Source organism: Scardovia inopinata JCM 12537, assembly GCF_001042695.1.
GTDB classification, from domain to species: Bacteria; Actinomycetota; Actinomycetes; order Actinomycetales; family Bifidobacteriaceae; genus Scardovia; species Scardovia inopinata.
In genome coordinates, this window is sequence record NZ_AP012334.1 from 313,072 (window position 1) to 331,588 (window position 18,517).

The 18,517-nt window shown below is 47.5% G+C and carries 18 protein-coding genes and 3 tRNA genes; 14 read left to right on the top strand and 7 right to left on the bottom strand.

Annotated elements, in window-relative coordinates:
* Positions 1-202 precede the first annotated feature (202 nt).
* Both SCIP_RS01245 and SCIP_RS07475 read right to left on the bottom strand, forming a co-directional pair.
* Entirely contained in the window at positions 203-412 is a 210-nt protein-coding gene (locus SCIP_RS01245) for an FmdB family zinc ribbon protein (protein ID WP_006292694.1), read from the bottom strand.
* A 160-nt stretch (positions 413-572) separates the two neighbouring features.
* Positions 573-1,322, bottom strand: coding sequence for a 5-formyltetrahydrofolate cyclo-ligase (locus SCIP_RS07475; protein ID WP_050752356.1), 750 nt, complete (start codon positions 1,320-1,322; stop codon positions 573-575).
* Positions 1,323-1,344: 22 nt separating this feature from the next.
* On the opposite strand from SCIP_RS07475, the gene SCIP_RS01255 reads away from it, so the two are divergent.
* The 8 genes from SCIP_RS01255 (at position 1,345) to rpmG (ending at position 5,809) form a co-directional block, all read left to right on the top strand.
* Positions 1,345-2,169 (top strand): GNAT family N-acetyltransferase, encoded by an 825-nt coding sequence (locus SCIP_RS01255; RefSeq protein ID WP_040590432.1) that lies wholly within the window; start codon positions 1,345-1,347, stop codon positions 2,167-2,169.
* 34 nt (positions 2,170-2,203) lie between these two features.
* Entirely contained in the window at positions 2,204-3,304 is a 1,101-nt protein-coding gene (locus SCIP_RS01260) for a hypothetical protein (protein WP_006292700.1), read from the top strand.
* A 197-nt stretch (positions 3,305-3,501) separates the two neighbouring features.
* Complete coding sequence (gene groES, locus SCIP_RS01265) at positions 3,502-3,795, top strand: co-chaperone GroES (RefSeq protein ID WP_006292702.1); 294 nt, start codon at positions 3,502-3,504, stop codon at positions 3,793-3,795.
* Positions 3,796-4,042: 247 nt separating this feature from the next.
* Positions 4,043-5,137, top strand: coding sequence for a histidinol-phosphate transaminase (hisC, locus tag SCIP_RS01270; protein WP_006292703.1), 1,095 nt, complete (start codon positions 4,043-4,045; stop codon positions 5,135-5,137).
* Positions 5,138-5,323: 186 nt separating this feature from the next.
* Positions 5,324-5,406, top strand: a tRNA-Tyr gene (locus tag SCIP_RS01275).
* Between the two features lies 1 nt (position 5,407).
* Positions 5,408-5,479, top strand: a tRNA-Thr gene (locus tag SCIP_RS01280).
* 4 nt (positions 5,480-5,483) lie between these two features.
* A tRNA-Met gene (locus SCIP_RS01285) sits at positions 5,484-5,557 on the top strand.
* A gap of 81 nt (positions 5,558-5,638) precedes the next feature.
* On the top strand, positions 5,639-5,809 hold the full coding sequence (gene rpmG / locus SCIP_RS01290) for a 50S ribosomal protein L33 (protein ID WP_006292704.1): 171 nt from the start codon (positions 5,639-5,641) through the stop codon (positions 5,807-5,809).
* Positions 5,810-5,978: 169 nt separating this feature from the next.
* Here rpmG and SCIP_RS01295 read toward each other — a convergent pair whose 3' ends face one another.
* Complete coding sequence (locus tag SCIP_RS01295) at positions 5,979-7,022, bottom strand: zinc-dependent alcohol dehydrogenase family protein (protein WP_006292705.1); 1,044 nt, start codon at positions 7,020-7,022, stop codon at positions 5,979-5,981.
* 943 nt (positions 7,023-7,965) lie between these two features.
* Between SCIP_RS01295 and SCIP_RS01300 the strand changes: the two genes are divergently transcribed.
* From SCIP_RS01300 to SCIP_RS01320, 5 genes are all read left to right on the top strand, one after another.
* Positions 7,966-9,321 (top strand): ABC transporter substrate-binding protein, encoded by a 1,356-nt coding sequence (locus SCIP_RS01300; RefSeq protein ID WP_006292706.1) that lies wholly within the window; start codon positions 7,966-7,968, stop codon positions 9,319-9,321.
* A 50-nt stretch (positions 9,322-9,371) separates the two neighbouring features.
* Positions 9,372-10,301: a carbohydrate ABC transporter permease gene (locus SCIP_RS01305; RefSeq protein WP_006292707.1), complete on the top strand. Its 930-nt coding sequence runs from the start codon at positions 9,372-9,374 to the stop codon at positions 10,299-10,301.
* Positions 10,302-10,347: 46 nt separating this feature from the next.
* Positions 10,348-11,307, top strand: coding sequence for a carbohydrate ABC transporter permease (locus SCIP_RS01310; protein ID WP_006292708.1), 960 nt, complete (start codon positions 10,348-10,350; stop codon positions 11,305-11,307).
* 38 nt (positions 11,308-11,345) lie between these two features.
* Positions 11,346-13,643: a beta-galactosidase gene (locus SCIP_RS01315; RefSeq protein ID WP_081442791.1), complete on the top strand. Its 2,298-nt coding sequence runs from the start codon at positions 11,346-11,348 to the stop codon at positions 13,641-13,643.
* A 126-nt stretch (positions 13,644-13,769) separates the two neighbouring features.
* Positions 13,770-14,828 carry a LacI family DNA-binding transcriptional regulator gene (locus tag SCIP_RS01320; RefSeq protein ID WP_006292710.1) on the top strand — a complete coding sequence of 353 codons (1,059 nt, stop codon included), beginning with the start codon at positions 13,770-13,772 and terminating at the stop codon, positions 14,826-14,828.
* A 2-nt stretch (positions 14,829-14,830) separates the two neighbouring features.
* Here the strand turns inward: SCIP_RS01320 and SCIP_RS01325 are convergent, their stop codons facing one another.
* The gene (locus tag SCIP_RS01325; protein ID WP_196792685.1) at positions 14,831-15,307 is read right to left on the bottom strand and encodes a GNAT family N-acetyltransferase; all 477 of its coding nucleotides are present in this window, start codon (positions 15,305-15,307) and stop codon (positions 14,831-14,833) included.
* 81 nt (positions 15,308-15,388) lie between these two features.
* Positions 15,389-16,000, bottom strand: a complete 612-nt coding sequence (locus tag SCIP_RS01330; RefSeq protein ID WP_006292712.1) for a DUF4854 domain-containing protein — start codon at positions 15,998-16,000, stop codon at positions 15,389-15,391.
* 297 nt (positions 16,001-16,297) lie between these two features.
* On the opposite strand from SCIP_RS01330, the gene SCIP_RS01335 reads away from it, so the two are divergent.
* Entirely contained in the window at positions 16,298-17,524 is a 1,227-nt protein-coding gene (locus SCIP_RS01335; protein WP_006292713.1) for an FAD-binding protein, read from the top strand.
* Between the two features lie 16 nt (positions 17,525-17,540).
* Here the strand turns inward: SCIP_RS01335 and SCIP_RS01340 are convergent, their stop codons facing one another.
* Positions 17,541-17,972 carry a hypothetical protein gene (locus SCIP_RS01340; protein WP_115672864.1) on the bottom strand — a complete coding sequence of 144 codons (432 nt, stop codon included), beginning with the start codon at positions 17,970-17,972 and terminating at the stop codon, positions 17,541-17,543.
* An 85-nt stretch (positions 17,973-18,057) separates the two neighbouring features.
* Entirely contained in the window at positions 18,058-18,306 is a 249-nt protein-coding gene (locus tag SCIP_RS07925) for a hypothetical protein (RefSeq protein WP_144427344.1), read from the bottom strand.
* Positions 18,307-18,517: the final 211 nt, after the last annotated feature.

Below are 18,517 nucleotides of genomic sequence, written 5' to 3' on the forward strand. Positions count from 1 at the left end.
AACTTGTGGTCAAACGTGAGACACGCCTTAGTTTGAGGCGTGTCGTGATGTGAATAAGTATGTGGAAAACTCTGCGGTCTTGTGTATCCCTGGGTACCCTTATGTATCCTTGTGTATCCCTGTCTATAAGTCCTGTTCTGGGTTCAGTCTTTTCCCGATCTGTTCTTCGATGGTGTATCTGACTCTTCGTCCGCGACAGCGCTTATTTTTTACTGCCTGACTTGGTCGAGCCAGATCTTCCGTCTGTTCTGTAGAAACCACTGCCCTTAAAACTAATGGGAACTGCTGAATAAACCTGGTGAACCTGTTTTTGGCCGCATTGAGGGCAAACTGTCAGCGGTGCATCGGTAAAAGAACGTACCTGGGTGAAATCGTACCCGCAGTTCTTGCAGCGGTAATGATAAGTCGGCATAGTACCTCGTTAAATCTGTACAGTCAGGCTCGCATGACAATGTCATCAAAGCTAAGCCTCCAATGAATACCTAACCTATCCTAGTAAACCCTTGGACTGTTGCCTTGGACTGTTGCCTCGCAGAGCAAAAAACCGGTATCGTTTGCATCCGTAAACTTTTTCAAATTCCAGACCCCAGCCAAACCCACTTATCTGGCAGGAGAGCGGCTGTCAGGGCTATATCCCAGGAATCATGGGGGATAGATTGGGGGATGGATTGAGGGAGAGACTCTCCTTTGCCCAAGAACTCTTCTGGCCATACGACTCCAGCCAGAATTGCTGATGGACTGGCATAGGTCAGAGCGCGGTCGTACCAGCCAGCCCCGCGTCCGATCCGGTAACCTGCTTGATCAATAGCAAAGGAGGGGACAAAAATTAGATCCGCCTGACTGAGCTTTTGCGCCGAAAGAATGCCTCCGGAAGGATCGTCCGGCAGATGGGACAGCGTGCTTCTGTGAATAATCTCCCCTTCTGCATAGGCCCCCCAAGCTAATCCTCGTCCATCCTTGCCTAATCTGGGAACTATAACTGATGCCCCTAAACGCAAGAATAAGTCCATAGCTGGCCGCAGATCAATCTCTCCAGGCATAGGGAGAAAACCGGCAACAGTCAGATGATGCGTACTCTTTTTCTGACAATAAAGTTTTGTCTGTTCCTGAAGTTTCGGTTTCCGTCGCTGTGATTGCTGAAGCAGGGTAAAAGGCAACGAATCAGGATCAGCCTTACTGCATATACTATTCTGAACGGTGAGCGCCAGTTTCTGTCCAGCCCGCCAGCAGTCCTGTCTGTTCACAGATTCCCTTCTGTGGGAGGCCCACAATCTCACATCTTTCTTGGTTGCGAAGGTAATGCCGTCAGACTTGCTGGTCATGATTTGAGCTTACCATACTAATATGTCAGGCTTTTTTCGGGATCTGTTTGCTCCCAAGCGGCGCGGTCTGGTTGATGACAGTCATTTTATACTTCCTGATGCCATCGGTCCCATACAGGGGGGTGTGCTCAGCCGCTATTATGCGCGGGGTGGCGTGAATATGGACCAGAAGAATCCACCACATGTACAAAATGGCAATTCCCAAAACAACGGCCCTGCTGGAGGCTTAGAATCTGTTCCCACATCTGGTTCCACACCTGTCCCTACACCTACTGATTCCCTGATTCTGCGGCCAATGCAGATGGATTTCCAGGATGAATGGACTAATTTACGGTGGAGGAATGACGACTGGCTTAAACCTTGGGAATCCGATAATCCCTTGAAAAATCAGGAAAGCAGAGAGAGCGCTGGTCTTACTTTTAATGCTTGGATTATGAATATTCGCAAAACGGAAGCAGCCGGAACTGGCAGTATTTTTGCAATTTTTCACCGGGGAGTGATGATTGGACAAATTTCGCTGGGGGCTATGGTGTATGGATCAATCAGATCCGGGATTATTGGCTACTGGATAGATCAGGGTCAGGCCGGACACGGGTATATTCCCCGGGCAGCCGCCCAACTCTGTGACTGGGCATTCTTTGATGAAACAGGCCCCCGCCTGCATCGGATTGAGATCGATATGATACCGGATAATTTCCGATCTGTTCGGGTCGCTCAAAAACTGGGGTTTACTGAGGAAGGCTTGCGCAGACGTTATATGTATATTAATGGACAGTGGACAGATCACCGAATTTTTTCTCTCTTATCTGATGAATTTCCGCATAAGATCTGCGACAGACTAAACTGAAGAAATGACAAGTGTGTGATTTACCCTTAGAGGTATGGACATTGGATCGATGAGCAGCATAGTTTTTGCCCTTGTCATCCTGGTTGCGCTTTTTGCCCTGATCCCTCTGCTTACCAAGAGGGGAATGATGAACGCTGCCCGGCATGATGAGGACCGCTATTCCTCATCCCTCCACCTTGTTGAGCTTGACCCGCAAACAGATGAGCCAGTTAAGCAGAAAACGTCACATACAACGGATCCAGGCAGGGATCCAGGCAAGAAAGACAATACTATGAGTCAGTCTCCCTCAGTTTCCACGATGAACGGGGCCGCACGTTCCACCGTGCAGGATCATATTGATAGGGTGCGCAATGAGCGTCGTAAAGCTATTCGCCGTCGTCGCCTGGTTGTTCTTTCTCTTCTGCTTCTGGGAGTCGCTCTCATTCTGCTTAGCCTGTTCACTCCAATTAGCCCTTGGTATGCGGCAATTCCGGCAGTACTCCTGATTGCTGTTCTTGCCCTTGGCGCCAGAGCAACAGCCCGGGCCAGAAAATGGGAAAGAACAATCCGCAGGGCTTTTCCTCGGGGTACCGGGGGGAGCGCGGATAAGGTTTCCTCTCCCTCAAGGCAGAACCATCATGGTAGTAGCAGAGCTGGCAGCAGCCATCGATCCGGAAACAATGACCGTTTTCATGCCGACCGCTCCCTAATCGATTCTCTGGCCCAGGTCGAAGATCCCGCCGATAAAACAGGAACCATGAGCAGGGTAGAGATTCAAGAGACATTGACCTTGGCCATTCGGGAGCAGGCGGCGGCTGTTCGCGGCCGTGCTCAAAGGAGAATGCAGGCGCTGCAGGAAAAGCAGGCTGTGGCTGACACTACTACTCCCGTCAGCAGCAGGGAGATTGTTTCCCATCGTCAGGTTTCTCAGGCTGTTCCCCCCGCTAATCCTCCAGCTATTCCTTCTTCCGATATGGCAGCGGGCTGGAGTCGAGCAGAAGGCGGAGATGAGCCGTCCGAGACTCTTGGAGCTGATATCGATGCCATTCTCAGCCGTCGCCTTTCTGACTCTGGAGAATTTAACTCTGGAGAATTTAACTCTGAAGAGTTTGCAGAGAATCGTGAATCCTCCCAGCCTGTACATTCAGCCGAATAAGCCAGAATTGCATAGTGTGCTATACGGCGTTTCCTCAATATTTGTAACGCTTTTAGCTTAGCATTTAGCACTCTTGTTGGCTGAGTGCTAACCTCCACGCTATGATAGTAAGTAGCGTTCTGTGCGGATGGGTGTTCGTCAGCTGCTCACCTGCCCGTGCGCTGAAAGTCGAAACACTTGTGGAAAGGATGGTTATAGTGGCAATAGCACTCAAACCATTGGAAGATAAGATTATTATCAAGCAGGCTCCGGCAGAGACCACAACAGCATCTGGATTGGTTATTCCGGACACTGCTAAGGAAAAGCCTCAGCAGGGTGAAGTCCTGGCCGTTGGCCCCGGTCGCCGTGATGATAAGGGCGAGAGGGTTCCCATGGATGTTAAAGAAGGGGACCGCGTTCTTTACTCCAAGTATGGCGGCACTGAAGTTACTTACAAAGGTGAAGACTATTTGATTGTTTCTGCTCGCGATATTTTGGCAACCCTTCAGTAGGAACAGCAATTTTGTTCTTGCAGCAGGTCTTATGGGTATACTGAGTGTATTCTGAGACGGTTGTAGCAGGACTATAAGGCTGGAGTTTTGATTCTTGAAGTCGGGACTCCAGCCTTTTATTATTTTTATTAGTTTTATTATTTTCTATCTGACTGTCTTTCTGGACCCCCTACCATATCTTAAATTTTTAAATTATGCAATAATAGACCTTTCTATGTATATACATGTTATGTACTAGACTGGCTATATGGTTACCGAATTCAAACATAGAGCAATAATTGATACGATTCCCAGCTACGTTCAGGGCAAGCCAGCTCCCCGAATCAGCGGTCTGACTCCCTATAAGCTGTCCAGCAACGAAAATCCCTACCCGCCCTTGCCTGGTGTTCAGAAAGTTCTGGAGGAGGGTCCGCTGCAGCATTTTAACCGGTATCCTGATATGAGAGGGACGGCGATTTGTCAGCGGATTGCAGATTTATACAAGGTCAAGCTGGAGAATGTAGTCCTGGGGGCAGGATCCACTGAAATTATCACCCAGCTGATCAACATTGTGGCCGGCCCAGGCGATGAGATTGTTTATCCCTGGCGCAGCTTTGAAGCCTATCCCATCATTGTGGCTAATGCCGGTGCTGTCAGTGTGCAGGTGCCTCTGACGGCCGATTGCAGACACGACATCGATGCTATGATTGCTGCTCTGACTGACCGTACTCGCTTGGTTATTGTCAACAATCCCAATAATCCCACTGCAACTTCGGTTTCCCGCCAGGAGGTGGAGAAACTGATGGCCGCAGTTCCTCCCGACGTCCTGGTCTTGATGGATGAGGCATATTTTCAATTCAATCAGGATCCGGACCGGAGCATCGCCCGCCAGGTCTGGGATCGTTATCCCAACATGGTCATTGCGCAGACTTTCTCCAAGGCTTATGGCTTGGCTGGTTTGAGGATTGGCTATGGGATTGCCCGACCGGAAATCGCCGATGCCATGATGAAAGCTGCCTTGCCTTTCGCCGTGTCTGATTTAGCTCAAACAGCCGCTTTGACAAGCCTCGATTTGGAAGATGAACTCATGGACAGGGTTAAGCTTATTGTCTCTGAGAGAGACCGTCTTATGAATGCCCTGAGAGAGCAAGGATGGACGACCATTCCTCAGTCTCAGGCTAACTATTTCTGGCTGCCATTAGGACCGAAGACAGATCAGGCATATGAGCGATTCCGTCAGCAGGCCCTGGCTGTGCGCGCTTTCAGCGGAGATGGGATCCGGGTATCGGTTGGTTTGCCTGAAGCTAACGACAGAGTACTTGCCCTCTGCCAGGAATTGTATAATGATGGTTTTGAAGCTTGATACTACAGGTTTATTACCGTTTTATTATCGGTTTAGATAGGTTCGATTAGGATCGAGCCCTTGTCTTCGCTTCCGTATCTTCACAAGAATTTAAAAAAAATTTTGATGGATACGGCATGTTGCACTTGCATATCGCTAAAAAAAGTGGCAGACTAGCAAAGTTGCCTTTGCGGGAGCAAGAGCAATGGCGGATTTCCCAAGCGGTCAAAGGGAGCTGACTGTAAATCAGCCGCTACTTAGCTTCAGTGGTTCGAATCCACTATCCGCCACGCCCCGATAGCTCAGTGGTAGAGCACTTCCTTGGTAAGGAAGAGGTCGCGAGTCCAATTCTCGCTCGGGGCTCTCTGGCGGGATAGCTCAGCTGGCTAGAGCGTACGACTCATAATCGTAAGGTCAGGAGTTCGAGTCTCCTTCTCGCTACGAGGAAAATCGTTTGTGCTCGTCCATAGGACACTATACTTTAGTGTGCTTGGAAGAATAATACATAATGAAAGGTGAACAATGGCAAAGAAGAGTGCCGCAATTCGTCCTGGCATTACGCTGGCCTGCACCGTCTGCAAGGAACGCAACTACATTACAACCAAAAATCGCCGTAATACCCCGGATCGTCTTGAGCTGAAGAAGTTCTGCTCCCGTTGTGGCAAGCAGACACTTCACCGTGAGACTCGGTAAGATAAGCCTCTGACTATCTCCCGCCTGTCTTTGAAAGGATAGGCGGAATCTATAAGATATAAAGGTAAATTTATCACGATAGATTAAAGATAACGTTAGTAAGCATAAAGAGCGTAAAGGCCCGGTAGAAACCGGGCCTTTTTGTGTTCTAATAAGCTTTTAGTAGCTTTTAGTCGCTGACAACAACCAGAGACTTTATGGCTTCTCGCTTTGCCATGGCCTGATAAGCCTGATCGATCTGGTCCAGGGAGAAACTCTGGGTGAAGACCTTCCCGGGATTAATCCGGCCGTCCAAAACTGCCTGCAGAAGTCCATTCTTAACATATGTTGTAACCGAGGCAGGGCCTCCGGCAATAATGGTATTGCGGTTAAACAGAGCACCAGAATCCAGCACTGCATTGTGGGGAAGCCCAACCCGGCCGACTGCCGCACCGGGGCGGCCAACTTTGGTTGCGGTATCAGTCGATTGTGCTGTTCCAACGCATTCCAGAACGGCATCTGCACCATTTCCATCAGTAAGTTCCATGACTTTAGCCACAGCTTCATCTCCGCGTTCGGGGACAATATCGGTGGCACCAAACTCCCGAGCCAGCTTTTGGCGGTCTTCGTGCCTGCTCATAGCAATGATGTGACCAGCCCCCATCATTTTGGCAGAAATCACTCCGCATAGTCCAACAGCACCATCACCCATAACAACAACTGTGTCGCCAGGCTGCACACGGGAAACGCGAGCTGCGTGATATCCGGTGGCCATTACATCGGATAGAGTCAGCAGGGAAGCGAGCATCCCCTCACTATAATCTTCCGGCTTCCCCGGTATTTTGATCAAAGCCCACTGCCCATGCTGGAAGCGGATAAATTCTGCTTGGCACCCGTTGCTGAAATTATCTGTATGACTCTGGCAGTCGCCGTCGAATCCTGCACGACAAGCGGCGCAGTGCCCACAGCCATGGGTAAAGGGGGCAATAACGAAATCTTCCTTTTTTACGGTTGTGATGGCTGATCCTGTTTGTTCAACCACTCCTATTGCTTCATGACCGGTGTTAACTGAGCCGGGCTTCTTGTTGTCGTCTCCCCGGTATGCCCACAGATCAGAACCGCATACGCATGCTCTGACAACCCGAATAATAACATCGTCATCTGCTGTAATTTCTGGTTTGGAAACATCGCCGATGGCAACCTTGCCTTTTTCTACGAATACAGTTGATTTCATTGTGAGATCTCCTGACTGTTTATCTGTATGGATTTAAGGACTGTGGTTTACGAGGTGCAGTAAAGCCCTGCGCATGTTTCATATCTCGCAGTTGCTTGCTTGCTCATCTGCTCACCACTCACTGCCTTTACTCCAAGTTTAGCAATTATTTTTGTGGCCTGATTCTGATTTTTTTATCAGAGATAATGTTTTTTATTGGCAATAATGTCTATCTACGGTCTATTTTTAATTAACTTGCCTTAGTAATTCGCAGACAAAGGGGAAAAAGAAAAGGGAAGAAAAAGGAAAAAGAAAGAAGCCCGGTCGTAGCCGGGCTTTTTCAGAGAAGGAGAGAGAAGAAAGGTTCAGTTATAAGGATTCAGTTATCAAGGAGATTATCCCTGGCCGGTGAAGATGAAGATTTGCTCCGTCTTTGTGCCGGTAGTTATTATTAAAGACCGATAAGCTTGGCGCCTGTCCGGTGTGTCGCTGAGTACTGTCTGAGAAAGCTGAGATTTTGCTTAATCTGTACTTTGATATATCTGAAGCAATGGATCATAGGAGATCATGGAGGTTCGCAGGGAAGTATGAGGCATAGGGGAGGCATAAGAATGGTAAGGTAAGGATCGATAGATCACGATGACCAAAGTAAGGGTGTATGCAGCAGATTGCATATGCAGCATGACGGGAAGTTCCTGGCGCATGTACGCCGCCCTTAGAAGAAGTAAAATAATTTCTTGTCAAACTTTCCCTTCGAAGGTCGAAGTGAGTGATAGAGACCGGACGAATACGGCGTAGTAAACTGATGTTAGAAGAATAAAGGCGACACGCCAGGAACAATTTGCACATATGGTACAACGGTGTATCATGAAGGTATTGGTACACAGGTGTACCAATGCAGAATAAAGGGATTCCGCTTTGATAATCCCTCTGCTTATAAAGTTGGCATGGCCAAGGAGATAAAATGTCACGAATAAGAAAAGCCTTAGCACTGGTTGTTTCTGCTTGCGCTTTAATGGGAACTGCTGCCTGCGGGAGCTCTGGTTCTGCCACGGTTTCTCAGTCTGACCTTAAAAATGCGAAAGGTCAGATTGTTTTTTGGGGCTGGGACACCGGTAATACTATGAAATCCCTTATTTCTGCTTTTGAAAAAAAGAATCCGGGAATTACAGTTAAATTCAACAATACAGGCAAAGCGGAAGATACGGCCACTGGTTTATCAAATGCTATTGCCGCTGGTAAGGGTGCGCCTGATGTGGTCATGTTGGAAGATCCAACGGTGACGCAATTTGCTGTTACCAATGATTTGGTTGATTTGTCCTCTTTGGGGGCTCAAAAATACAAAAATGATTTTACGCCTGGACCGTGGAACAAGCTGCAATACAATAATAAACCTTATGCTTTGCCGATTGACTCCGGCCCTGAGTGCTTCTTTTATAATAAGGCCATTTTTGATAAGGCTGGGGTAGACGCCAGCAAGATCAAAACGTGGGATGATTATTATCAGGCTGCAAAGAAAATCCGGAAAATTGGCTCCTATATTACCAACTCGTCAGGAGCCAGTGGTGATTACCAACCCTTTACTGCTCAAATCTGGCAGGCAGGTGCCAAACCATGGGTAGTAAATGGTGATAAGATCACCATTAATATGACGCATGATGCTGGCATGAAACGATATATTAATCTGCGTCAGAAGCTGATTGATCAGGATCTGATAGATACCAAAACTGCAAACTGGACTGATGATTGGAATCGCGGTCTCAACGATGGGACTATTGCATCATTAACTATTGGAGCATGGATGCCTATCAACCTTATTACTTCCGCTCCCAATCAAAAAGGTAATTGGAGGGTTGGTACTCTTCCTCAGTGGAAGGAGGGAGACACTGTTTCAGCCGAAGATGGTGGATCAGCTCTGGCTATTCCTTCTCAATCTAAGAACAAGGCAGCAGCATATAAATTCATTGAGTATTTGACGCATGGTGAAGGTGCTCAAACTATGGCTGATACTGGTACTTTCCCTAGCTTGAAGAGAATTCTCAATTCTTCGTCTTTCACAGATCCTTCTACAGCTGCAAATAAGAAGACCAATGCCTATTTTGGCGGGCAAAATGTTAACAAGGCTCTGTCTCAGGCTGCCCAGCGTCCAGTAAAGCCCTTTCAATATCTTCCCTTCAATGCCTATGCCCAGACTGTTTACGGAGATGATATTGCACCCGCCTACACCAAGAAAATCACAGTGGAGCAGGCAATGAATTCTTATGCTAAGAATCTGGCCAAGCATGGCAAGGAACAGGGTTATACAGTAACAGTTAAGTAATCCGGAACCGGTTGAGTAGGTCGCCGCGTTCAGCATACAAGGAAAGCATCATGACATCACTACATGAAGAGTCTGCCAAAATACAGATAGAAGAGACAATACCTGTCAACAAGCATAGGCCGGATTGGCGGGGATGGAAATTTATGTGGCCTTTTGCGCTGGTTTTCATTTTCGTTTTTATCATTCCGATTTTTTATGCTATTTATATTTCCCTTTTTCAAAAGAGGATGATAGGCGGAACCCGGTTTGTGGGATTCAGCAATTACGCTGATTTGCTGCATGATCCCTTATTCTGGGGATCTGTGGGCAGGGTAGCCCTCTTTACTCTTATTCAGGTGCCTGTGATGCTTTTCCTTGCTGCGGCTATGGCTTTGGCTCTTGATTCCATGAAGTTGCATGGAATGAAGTTCTTCCGAATATCTACCTTCCTTCCCTATGCGGTTCCTGCTGTGGTGTCCACTATGGTATGGGGATTTATGTATGGGGCTAAATATGGGCTAGTGGGATCTCTCAACAATTTTTTAGGCACCCATATTGATGTTCTGCAGCCTAAAGTACTTTTGGCTGCCATAGGAAATATCAATACCTGGGAATTTACCGGCTACAATATGCTTATTTTCTATTCGTCATTATCCACTATTCCTCACTCGCTCTACGAGGCTGCCGCTATTGACGGAGCAAGTGAGTGGAGTATTATTCGACGAATTAAGCTCCCGGAGCTACGTGGTTCTCTTGCTATTACCGTAATTTTCTCTATTATTGGCTCCTTCCAGCTCTTTAATGAGCCTTCTGTTCTGAAGAATATGGTTCCTGGCAACACTATTGCCACCTACTACACCCCCAATATGTATGCCTATAATTTGTCTTTCACTGCCAATCAAAGCAACTATGCGGCTGCCCTTGCCATAGTTATGGCAATCATCACTATGGCCATTGCTTATATAGTGCAGCTGAAGAGTATGAAAGAACAGATGAAGTAATAAAGAATTAAAAGGAAACAGGATAATCAATTCAGGAGCAGTTACGATGGATAATTATGAAAAAGAAGCCCTTAGGGCAGAGAAAGTACGGGAGCAGAGGGTACGCAGAGACGAGAAGGCGGAACGCAGGAGAGCTGCAAAAAATGGATTTTCTAATCCGGTTAATCCAACCAGGAGTATCGGTCTTACTATAGTGTGTGCGCTCTTTGCCCTCTACTGCCTTTTTCCCTTCTTCTATCTTTTAGTTAATTCAACAAAAACACAGGCGGACTTTACCTCTACTTTTGGGTTGGGTCTTGGTCATAGTTTTGCTCTCTGGGAAAATATACAAACTGTTTTTGCCTATCAGGGAGGGATTTTTGGCCGTTGGTTCCTGAATACAATTATCTATGTTCTCCTTGGCGCTGGTGGAGCAACCTTGTTGGCGATTATGGGCGGATACGCTTTAGCTAAATTTCGTTTTCCCGGAAGAAAAATTTGCTTTGCTGTGATTATTGGGGCAATTTCTGTTCCTGGGATAGCTCTGGCTGTTCCTCAGTTCCTCCTTTTCGCCCAACTAGGGCTGACAAATACACCTTGGGCCATGATAATTCCCAGTTTGGTCAGTACTTTTGGCCTCTATTTAATGTGGATTTTTTCTGATCAGGCAGTCCCTGATGAGCTATTAGAAGCAGCCCGTGTTGACGGAGCAGGAGAAATGAGGACTTTCTTCCAGATTTCTCTGCCATTGTTGGCTCCAGGAATTGTGACAACAGCTTTATTTACCATTGTGGCAACATGGAATAATTATTTTCTTCCTTTAATCATGATCAAAGATGCTAATTGGTATCCATTGACTATAGGCCTTAATCAGTGGAAGGATCAGGCGGGAACCGCCGGTGGGCAGGCAATTCAAAACCTGGTAATTACCGGGAGTTTGATTACTATTATCCCTCTGGTTATTGCTTTCCTTCTTTTGCAGCGTTACTGGCAGGCAGGTCTTGCTGCCGGAGCTGTCAAGGAATAAGAAGAAATAGAAATCTACTGAATTTTCAGAGGAGAATCATGTCTAGCTCTCATATACCACTGTCGTCTACGGATCTGCCTACACCAGAGTATCATTGCACGGACTGCAATTTTCGTTCTTCCTACTCATCCCCATCCCCCCAGTCCTCACGCAGGCTGTGGCCCAACCTGATTTGCGATAAGTCGCGCGAAGTAAAAAGCATTGCTTACGGAGGGGATTATAATCCAGATCAATGGCCTGAAGAATCATGGGATGAAGATATTCGGCTGATGGTTAAGGCAGGAATTAATACTGTTGCCGTAGGTGTCTTCAGCTGGGGTAGAATTCAGCCAGCTGAGGATGAATGGGATCTTGATTGGCTGGACACCGTTATTGACAAGCTGGGTTCTGCCGGGATCTCTGTCGATTTGGGTACAGCTACTGCTTCAGCCCCCTTATGGTTATATGAAAAATATCCTCAGATCCTGCCCGTCCAAAAAGATGGAATTGTAGTAGGCCCCGGTTCCCGGCAATCCTGGAGACCGGAAAGCATGATTTATCGAAAATTTGCTTTAGAACTTTGCCGTCGGCTAGCAGAACGGTATGGAGACAATCCCACCGTCACAGCCTGGCATGTGGGAAATGAGTATGGATGGAATAACCGGCTTGATTATTCAGATGATGCTTTACGGGGTTTCAGGCTCTGGTGCAGGGAAAAATATGGGTCAGTGAGCAGATTGAATGAGGCCTGGGGGACGGCTGTCTGGTCTCAGCAGGTGGCAAATTTTGATCAGATCCTTTTGCCTTATCATATGGGTGATGATTCCATGGTTAATCCTGCTCAGGAACTGGATTTTCAACGTTATAGTTCGGATGCCCTACTGGCATTTTATAGGGCAGAAAGGAATTGTATTACAGAAATTTGCCCAGAGAAGCCTTGCACCACGAATTTTATGATCTCCACTGATCAATGTGCTATGAATTATGCACGGTGGAGTAAGGAAGTTGATTTTGTTTCCAACGATCATTATTTCTTTCCTGGCCCTGATCATGTAGATGAGCTGCTTTGCTCTGACAGTCTGGTGCGCTCTCTGTCTGATGGGGGTCCCTGGTATTTGATGGAGCACTCACCGTCAGCAGTTCAATGGAGGGGGGAGAACGCCCGTAAACAGGGTCAACAGCTAACCCGTGATGCCCTAGCCCATATTGCTATGGGGGCAGACGCTATCAATTTCTTCCAGTTTCGGCAGTCGCAGAGTGGGGCCGAGGCGTTCCATAGTGGAATGGTTCCACACGCTGGGGAAAATTCTTCAGTTTTCCGACAGATATGTGATCTGGGGAAAGTTTTAGAATGCTTATCAGCCGCAGACTTGACAGATACCCGGCTTGTTTCTTCCCCGGTTGCCATAATTTTTGATGCAGACAGTGAATGGGCCAGCCATCTGAACACGCTTCCCAGCAGACGGCTTAGTCATTGGAAAGATGTGCTTGCTTGGCACCAAGCTTTTGCAGATCGAGGTATTAATGCCGATATTATTACCTTTTCTTCTGATTTACACCCTTATAAGATTCTTGTTCTTCCCACCGTACTTGCACTGTCCGATCAGGATTCAGAGCGAATCAAGGCGTTTGCTCAGGAAGGAGGAACTGTCATCATCAACCATGCGACTGGTTTATTCAATCGGAATATGCAGGTAGGACTGGGAGGGTATCCCTCCAGTCTAAGAGACCTTGTGGGAGTAAGAGTAGAAGAGTTCAATATATCTGATTCCCTTCCTGGTGGGAGGCATTCTGTAGTAAAGCTTGCTTCTGCGTACACGATGGAATCTTCCTATTGGCAAAGTATTATTGCTGGACCGGAAGATCTTGATTCATCTATAGAAGTTCTAGCCCGTTATTCTGGCTCCGAAGCGGACTATTGGGGGCTGTCGGGGCTTCCTGCAATTACCAGAAAACCGTATGGCCGGGGCTGTGCTTACTATCTGGGTTGTGACCTTGGCAGGCAGGCATTGTCGTTATTCTTGTTGAGGGAGATAAATGAAGGTTTTCTCAATCCCGCAGGTTTTCTGGAAAAGAATGACCGCGACGAGGTAGAGGAGTTAGCTGCTGATTATGGGCAAGCTCAGACGCATGATTCAGAAGAATCCGCTGGATTTGTGCATTTGGTTCGACGAGGGAGCAGGAAAACTTTTCATTTTTATTTTAATCGTGGCCGCCGTTCCGTTCAGCTGAATCTTCCAGCCGGTACAATCCTTGCATGCGATAAAGCCACTGCTATCAGTATTCAAGAGCATTCTTCACCAGAGCAGTCAGCAGTTTTGGGGCCAAACGGGTTTGTAGTTTTGCTGAATTCCTGAAGGAGAACCAGTCCTTGGTAGAAATGGTCTTCTCTGGAAACTGGTAACAATTGTTCTTCCCAGGTCTCTTTAAAATAAGGATAAGAATCTTACGAGAAAGATTCCTTACGAAACTGCGGTGGCTCTATGGACAATAAGATAACAAGAGGCAGACGCGTTACCTTGCGTGACGTTGCCGATCGGGCAGGGGTATCACTGAAAACCGCCTCGAATGTTATTAATAAAACCGGCCGGATGACGGATGACACCAGGCAGAAGGTGCAAGATGCCATAAGAGAATTAGGATACCAGATTAATGTTGCTGCACGGAATTTGAGCCGCAATAAGACTGGTTTTATTATGTTGGCTGTCCCCTCCCTGACTCCTCCCTACCTGGCTGAGCTGGCAAATAGAACTATCGATGCAGCAAGGCTGCATAATTATTCAGTATATGCAACAACTTATGCAGAAGGATCGGCCCGAGGGGCAAGAGCCCTTCTCAAGTCTTTTAATCCCACCATTTGCGATGGCATGATTCTGTCCATGAGTGAAATGGAAGATTTTTCTCAGGATGATCTGGAGGTCTCCTATCCTCTGGTAACCCTGGGGGCCCGCACTACTTGGGGATTAGCTGATCATGTTGCTCCTGATGATGTTGATGCTGCAGCTCAGGCAACTCGCTACCTGATCGAGCGGGGAAGCCAACACCTGGCTGTAATAGGGAGTCGGCAGGATTTTGATCGTGACAGTCTTATGAAGGCTGTTGAGGGCAATGCCCAGCTTCGTCTGCGCGGGATAATTGAAGAGTGCCAGCGCTCGCAGGTCTTTTTAGACCCTCGCCTCATTGGAAACACGGGTTATGACTGGACAATTGGTTCCGGTGCCCGTGTAACTCAGAGACTTATCGCCAGCGGTTTGCCCTTCGATGGTATTGTTGCTCTGAATGATCAGCTCGCCATTGGTGCCCTTTTTGCTTTGCGGGAGAAGGGCATTGACGTTCCTGGTCAGGTCCAGGTGATTGGTTTCGATAATATTGAGGAAGCTGCTTATCTGCAGATTCCTCTTACTTCTATGGACTCCCGGCTAACCTGGACGGCTCCCACAGCAGTAAATCGTCTACTGGAACGGATTAACACCGGAAATCTTGTCCCTGAAAATTTCACTGCTCAGTCTTCGGTAGTTGCGAGGAGCACTACCCGCAACTGAAGTTATTTCTTCAGACTCATAACATATACCTGGCAGGGATTTTCCGGACTCCACAGATCGCGGAAAACCTCAAAATCCTTGAAACCTAGGCTTTGATAAAAAAGATTTGTTTTATCATAGACCTGGTATTTTCCCTGCTCAACCGTCTTAACCTGCAGAAATGAGTAGCCTTTCCTTGCTGCCCACTGCTGAGCCTGTTCACACAGCTGCCGGCCGATGCCCCGCCGATGGTACTGTTTGAGCACCCCCATAACTGCTATCTGGACGGTGTCTTTCCCCGTTTTAGACAGGCAGAGAACGCCTGCCAACCGGTTCTCTGCGGGGAAAGCAGCGAAACAGGTCTGAGAAGCGCTGTCTTGTATATATTCTTCCCGAGCTTGTGGTATGCCAAACCATTCAGGCAGATCTTCGAGAATTGTTCGGACAGCTTCCTGTTTTTCTCCAGGATCTGTCAATTCTCGGATGTGGATGTGTCCCATGCTTACCCTCCTGTCTGATGCCCCGCATCGTCTCAGGGTCGTTTTACGGCATAATTATCATAATTATTGAAATTATCATAATTATTCAGACTGGTTCTGCGAATTCTTCAAAGCCTTGCTAAAGGATTTCTCTGTATATGTTTTAGTGATGACTGTTTGCCCGTCCTGAGTTTTAATATTCAGCTGCAGCTTGATGTGAGTCAGCTTGGTCTCTTTTTCAATCTGCTTGACGATCTGTGCTCCAATGGTAGCGTACTGATCAGTGAAAAGATCCTTCTTTGCTTTGAGATTTTTCTTGACAGTTTCCGTGCTTTCACCGCCAAAGAGTGAGTTATTCAAAGTGACGGTCATGACCACGGTCTTATCTTTGGAGGTCATGGTTACCGATCCATTTTTTCCCATCTGTTTGTTGGCGGTATCAATTTGCTGGGTCATCTTTGCTGAGGACAGATATCGTGCAAGGATGCGTACTTCCGCAGCTTTTTTCTGAGCCTCTGATGGGCTCGAGGTCGAAGTTTGAGGGCTGACAGACTGAGACGTAGTCTTTGGCGCAGAGACAGATCCGTTCCCGCATGCCCCTAAGCTCAGCCCCACACCTAGTCCCAAGCTCAAAGAGAGGATAACTGTCAGACCAGTTTTTGTTAAACCTGTTCTGCCTGCAGCTTTCCGGCTGATCTGATACTTATGCTGCATAAAAATCTCCAATCATCAATTGCTGCTTATCAGTATTGTACCAGGCAGATACTGACCGGAAAAGCTGGCCTGAGGCTGAGCGATAGGATAGTCTCTAGTCTCTCTGCCGAATCTTTCCTGCCTTAAACTGCTATGTGAGGTTTCCTGTGGTTTTTCCTTGAGCGTTCTTTTCAGGCTTTTCCTGAGTCTTTCTTCCAATCCTTTTCGTATGGTGAAAAAGATACGATAGGACCAGATTGTACTGAAAAGCTGAAGCCGCTGCCTCGCTGGAGCGCACCGTGACAGGGGAGTATAATTATGAAAAACGCTGATGAAGGTCAAACTCCTTCTTTCGCTGACATCACCACCATACATATTGGGGGGCGAATCAAAAAATTTATTCAGCCCCGTAGCCGGGCAGACCTGATTTCAGCCTTAATTGATGCTGACTCGACCGGTCAGCCTTTGTGCGTGATCGGGGGCGGATCCAACATGCTGGTTAGCGACAGCGATTTCGAGGGGACAGTAATCCGTGATGCCCGCCGTTCTGTGTCGATTCTAGACGAGGCCACACCGGCTGAGCCTGGTAAGCCTAAAATTGTTCATGTGGAAGCGGAAGCTGGGGTCAATTGGGATGATTTTGTATCTTATACGGTCAGAATGGGCCTGGCTGGAGTTGAAGGGCTGTCGGGGATTCCTGGAACTGTAGGGGCCAGTGTTGTTCAGAATATTGGCGCTTACGGTCAAGAGGTGGCAACCAGCGTTGACAGCGTTCAGGTCTGGGACCGGCAGGATAAGAAAGTCCGTAATTTTGTTGGGACTGATTTGAGTTTTGGATACCGCACGTCTCTATTGAAAAAGACCATGTACCGTGACCAGGCTGAAGGAACCAACCAAAGAATTCCTTCCCCCTATTTTCCCACTCCCCAATACGTGGTTTTATCGGTCACTTTTGCCCTGACTCATAGCCAAACTGGGGTTGTGGGCATGTCTCAGCTGGCTAAGGCTCTGGGGGTTGATCTGGGTGAGCGCATGGGGACTCAGGAGATTCGCAACACTGTGCTGTCAATCCGTGCGTCCAAGGGTATGGTGGAGGACCCTGCCCGTTACAGAAATCCTTGGATGCGGGGGACTAAGATGACTGAAAATCTGGGTGATTCTGGTTCTGAGTTCGAACCTGATTCAGCCCTGGTCCACGACCAGTGGAGTTGCGGGAGTTTCTTTGTCAACCCTGTCATTCCAGCTAAACTCGCTGATTCCCAGCTTCCAGCAGATGCCCCCCGCTTCCCTGCTGCTTTGCCTGATGGGGGGGCTGGCATCAAGACGTCTGCTGCCTGGCTGATCGACCATGCCGGATTTCATAAGGGCTTCACTCTCAACGGGAGGGCTGCCGTATCAAGCCGACACACCTTGGCTTTGACCAACAGGGGTAAGGCCTCATCGAAAGATATGGTCGAGCTTGCTCAAACCATTCAGGAAGAGGTTCGTAAAAACTTTGGGATTGACCTGGTCCCGGAGCCTGTTTTTGTGGGTTTTTCTGATTAGTATCCTGCTCATCCTGCTATTCTGTAAGATTGGTTCCACCCCATTCAATGACGGTGAATCCTTTGTGGACAAAGGGCTTAATGGTTTGCTGTGGAACTGATATAGGCTGCTCCAGCCGTTTATATGCCATGAAAACGCGCAGGATGCTGTCTGGCTTAGGGCTGATTTTCAGTACGGCTGAATCTGTATATGCTTTGGATTGGAAAGAAATAAGATTATAAGGATTGTTCTGCATCTGCGGCAGCCAGAAGGTGATAAAATCGTTGCGTTGCTTGGAATCCAGCCCTATGGTGGACAGGGTTTTCTCCAGGAACGAGGCTGTATCTTTTCCCTTAATTACGAAGCCATGACTCATATCATAATGGGTCTTGCTAAGTCCCTCCCAAAAGAGGTAGGAGTAGGTTTTGTTAGATTTATCAACCAATGTGCCATCTGGATGTGCCGTCACCTTCCAACCACTTCCTGCGTCATAGGCCGGATAAGTGGTAGTTAGCGTTCCCTTGAATTTCAGTTTAACTGTGACTTCGGTAGTTTTAGCGGGGTAGAGATAGATGGCTGGTTTTCTTTGCTCTAGGTGCTTCGACACCGCAGGATCCCAGACTGGCAGCTAATGGAATGCATAAAAATAAACATAAAAGTCGAAAGAACTGTGCTCTGATTTGTGAAATAGATATTGGCAAAAATCCTGATTTTTTGGCCATAGCTGCTAATTTATTTGCAGATTTATTTGCAGAGTTTGTTGGATTGGTGTAGGTAACTCTGGCTTCTAATTGGTCGATCATCGATTATGTCCTTTCTCTCCTGTCGGCCGTGACAGATGAAAATGAGATTTTATTTATTATATCATAGAAAAGAATATGCGAAGTATCGTATAAAAGATGAAAGAGGGAAGCGCTCTATCTTACGAATGCTTACGAATGTGGTATACTGCCACTTGTGTGGGAGTCCCTGAGCGACCAGCCATAGGACTGGAATATAAGTCTCAGGCGCTGC